This window comes from Roseobacter weihaiensis (genome assembly GCF_020622345.1).
GTDB lineage: Bacteria > Pseudomonadota > Alphaproteobacteria > Rhodobacterales > Rhodobacteraceae > Roseobacter > Roseobacter weihaiensis.
Map to the genome: position 1 here is coordinate 1 of NZ_JACNMO010000062.1, position 3,591 is coordinate 3,591.

The window sequence follows — 3,591 nt, forward strand, 5'->3', positions numbered from 1 at the left end:
GCAGCGGACTTCTAGAAGGCATCCCGTCACCGACGCCATTATGGGGCGGCACGTTCGACCCCGGAGAGAACCATGAGCCCGATGCGACCTAAATCCGTCCTTGAAATCGAAGCCGCAGATAGAGAACTTTGCAAAGTTTTGTCAGATGTCCGTTCCGAGCCCCAATATGTCTGATGCTGCGCAACGCACGAATGCCCGCTTAACAGTTAAAGCTCGTTCTCCGAAAAGCGTTTATGTGTATCCGGGTGGCGGCTGGTTCCAAAACTGGTATCAATGCACGCAAGAATTGATTCGATGCGGGTTCGGTGCGTTGGTTTTTACGATTTCCGATGAACAATTTGCGGCCTTTGAGGCGATAGAGCGGGACCGTTGGTGCCAAACCGCTGCCCGTGATTTGTTCGAGGCCTACGCAACCTATTATGCGGCCTTTGGTGCGTCGGCTGAGACCTTGGTGCCCATGGTGCAGGCTGTCGCAGCCTGGGCACAGAGACATGACATCCGCAGTCAGGCCGATGTGATCCGGTTGTGCCATGTGTCTGCGTCGCTCGGCCATCGCTTCTGGCAGGACCCACGGTTCCGGGGGTATGTTGCTGCCTCGATTTCGGTTGATGTTCCGCCAGGCCGTCGCGCGACGGCGATGATGGGCGAGACCAAGACATGGCTGCGCGGGTTGTGGGCGGGCGTAAAATGCTGGCTTTCTCCGCGCGACTTGTGGAGCTTGTCGGCGCGGGTCGTGGACCTGATACGCAAGCCCTCCAATATCTTCTCCCAGGTCACTGGCAGATGTTCTCGACCCCGGATAATGAGCGCTTGCTTAACTGGCTGTCTGAGATGGTCCCGGACGGGTTGCGTGATGACGGGTCACCGCAGCTTGCCTACACGGCCTGTGCCCTCGCGCATGGAACACAGTGGCTTGGCGATCCGCAATATCAGCGGCTGGCACAGATCGTTCGCGCGCAGACGGATGCCAGCAGTTTGGCCGAAGACCTTGAGGTCATCTACACCAAGGCTTTGGCCTGATGGGCAATCCGCAGGACCCCCGCGCGTTCGAGGTCGCGACCGATGCTGCGGCGGCACAAGGTTCTGAGCCGATCGACAAGATATGTCAGTTATGTACCGGCAACTGGATCAAGATACGCTACGAATACGAGGACGGAACCGGTGTGCCGGGTGCCAACTATGTGGTGCAGACCGTCACCGCAGACGGCTCGCCCACCGGGGACATTATCGCCGAGGGCAAGACCGACGACAACGGCGACGCCCATGTCCCGCTGCCCGATGAGCACACCCAGGTCGAGTTCTATTTCCACGATGATCCAGAGGGCGAGCCTTACGAGGACGCGGAGGCTGCGCAGCCTCTGGAAGAGCCTGAGCCGGGCTTCTGGCGTGGTCTTTGGGAGAACATCACCGATGGGGCCGACTGGATCTGGGGCGTCCTGAAAGGCGACTTCGAGGAGGACCCCTCCACCAGCCAGATCATCGGACGCATGATCCTGACGATGATCCCCGGCATCGACCAGCTGGCTGATGTGCAGGACATCGTGAACATCCTTTACCGGCTGATCTGGAAGCAGGAGTGGGAGATCAAGATGCACTGGGTGCTCCTCGTGATCACCCTGATCGGCCTGATCCCAGTGCTCGGCTCGCTCGCCAAGGGCTTGTTGAAACTGGTGATCAAGAAAGCGGGCGATGTGAGTGCGCTGCGCGCACTCTATGGCATCTTCAACTACTTCAAGAAGGGCAACGCGCATCGTTGGATACGCGACTTCGCGACGGACCTGACCGGCAAACACCTGGACACAGCGCTCGGTCTGCTCGACGAGATGATGACCCGCGTGGTCTACTACATGACCGAAGCCAAGACTTGGCTCGGCAACGTCACCGGCTGGAACGGCCTGATCAACGAAGGCCTCGCCAAGGTCGCCGCGTTTCGCACTGCCGCCCCTGCCAAACTCCGCGACGCCGCCGCCTATCTGCAAAAGCAGATCGTTGACACCTTGCGCGTGGGCATGAGCCGCGTACAGCGAGGTACCACTAAAAATGCGCAATTTCACAAAGTCACGCAATCCAAGCAACCTCCACCAAGACGTGTCACAACTGCTGCGCGAGCAAGAGGACTGGAAAACGTCAAAAAGGAGATCGCTGATGAAGGAGCTGTCGTTCTGACTGACGCCGATGACGAAGTTAAGCGCCTGTTAGACTACAATGCTCGGCAAATGGGCATGGACCCCGACGATGTGCATGCTGCGACAATCGGCGATAACATCCTTGTTCGAGAAGCTCACAAAGACAATCCGCGCATCTTAGCTGAAGAACTGGCTCATGTGCGGCAACAGACATCAGGTCAGGTAAGCTCCGGCAACATTGACCTCTTGGAAATCGAAGCACGCGAGTATGCCATAACAAATGCAGAGAAGTTCGGCATTACGAGTGAAGAAATCCTAGAGATGCAAGATGAAATCGAGAGCATCAGAAAGAGTGGCTATTGAAAATGGATGACACTAAGAAAGAGGAATTTCGCCTTGTTCAAGAGCTTTATATTCCCGCGATCATAGAGCATCAGAAAACGGGAAAAGTCACGCAAAGACACCCTAAATCGGGGGCGATCCTCAGAGTAGATAGAAATGACGAGGTAGGCTATGCCGTTGTTTCAACTGACATCGATGGCATTCTATATCGTGTAAAATTCAAACCAAAACCTAAATGAATGAAATTTGGAAAGAAAATCAAGGCGAAGCCAAGAGAGACAAAAATCGAGGAGCATCGAATTCTTGGTCCCACGTGGAGCATCGAGAAGACAGATGAAGGGTACGTCTATGAATATCTGTCAGGAGAGTTGGCGGGGGGGATCAAAAGACATCCGGTGACCCGTGAGGACTTTGAGGCCGTGAAGAAAGGTCGGCTATCTGATTACGACCTGCTTCTGAAGTATAATCTCAGCTGAGGTTATTAGTTGGGAGGAGGACCCGTTTTGCGCGATGGTACAGTGCGGAGAATTGAATGACAGTTCACCAAGGGTAAACGATGGTTGGGGTTCTGGTAGGCCTCTCTAGTGGCTTACAGCAAGAACTAAGTTCGAACGTCCCAAGTGAAGTTCTTGTATGGGGTGACAAGGAGTGGCGCTTGTATGAGGACAAAGATACTGCAGCCTTGTTGAACGACCACGGCTTCCTGAATGTTGGGGTAGGGGCTGTGGGCAGCGCAACAGATGAAGCGATCAGCATTCAAAAGCTTTCCGAACCAGACTTAGGTTTAGGTTTCCAAGGCAAGAAGAAACAGGTTGTTACATCAAACGTTTCGGGTCTCTCGTTGCGTGAAACTGAGTTAAGCCTTTTTCACTGGAACGGCTTTGCCAGTAAGATTGATCTAACCACACTCGCTTTAGTGGATCAGTACATGAGTAAATAGGATCAGCTCTGGAACCGAAAGCAGTCATCTGCTCAGCCACAGAGAATTCACACTTTGTCTAAGATTTTTCGATGCGGGCCAGTACGTTAGATTTGTGTTGGGCGGCCTGGCCCGCGTTGACAAATCTGACAAGGTGGAAGCCGCGGGATGCTTGCGCTGTTCTATGGGGAAAGCACGGGCATT

General features: G+C 54.5%; 5 protein-coding genes. All 5 read left to right on the forward strand.

Annotated features, from left to right (window positions below):
* The first annotated feature begins 657 nt into the window (after nt 1–657).
* The 5 genes from H7847_RS26420 to H7847_RS26440 all read left to right on the forward strand — a co-directional run bounded on the left by H7847_RS26420 (nt 658) and on the right by H7847_RS26440 (nt 3,408).
* On the forward strand, nt 658–1,020 hold the full coding sequence (locus H7847_RS26420; RefSeq protein ID WP_227272677.1) for a hypothetical protein: 363 nt from the start codon (nt 658–660) through the stop codon (nt 1,018–1,020).
* Nucleotides 1,020–2,489, forward strand: coding sequence for a hypothetical protein (locus H7847_RS26425; RefSeq protein ID WP_227272678.1), 1,470 nt, complete (start codon nt 1,020–1,022; stop codon nt 2,487–2,489). The genes H7847_RS26420 and H7847_RS26425 overlap by 1 nt, the downstream gene beginning before the upstream one ends.
* Nucleotides 2,490–2,491: 2 nt before the next feature.
* On the forward strand, nt 2,492–2,707 hold the full coding sequence (locus H7847_RS26430) for a hypothetical protein (protein WP_227272680.1): 216 nt from the start codon (nt 2,492–2,494) through the stop codon (nt 2,705–2,707).
* Nucleotides 2,708–2,944, forward strand: a complete 237-nt coding sequence (locus H7847_RS26435) for a hypothetical protein (protein WP_227272683.1) — start codon at nt 2,708–2,710, stop codon at nt 2,942–2,944.
* 179 nt (nt 2,945–3,123) lie between these two features.
* Nucleotides 3,124–3,408, forward strand: coding sequence for a hypothetical protein (locus tag H7847_RS26440; protein ID WP_227272685.1), 285 nt, complete (start codon nt 3,124–3,126; stop codon nt 3,406–3,408).
* Nucleotides 3,409–3,591 lie beyond the last annotated feature (183 nt).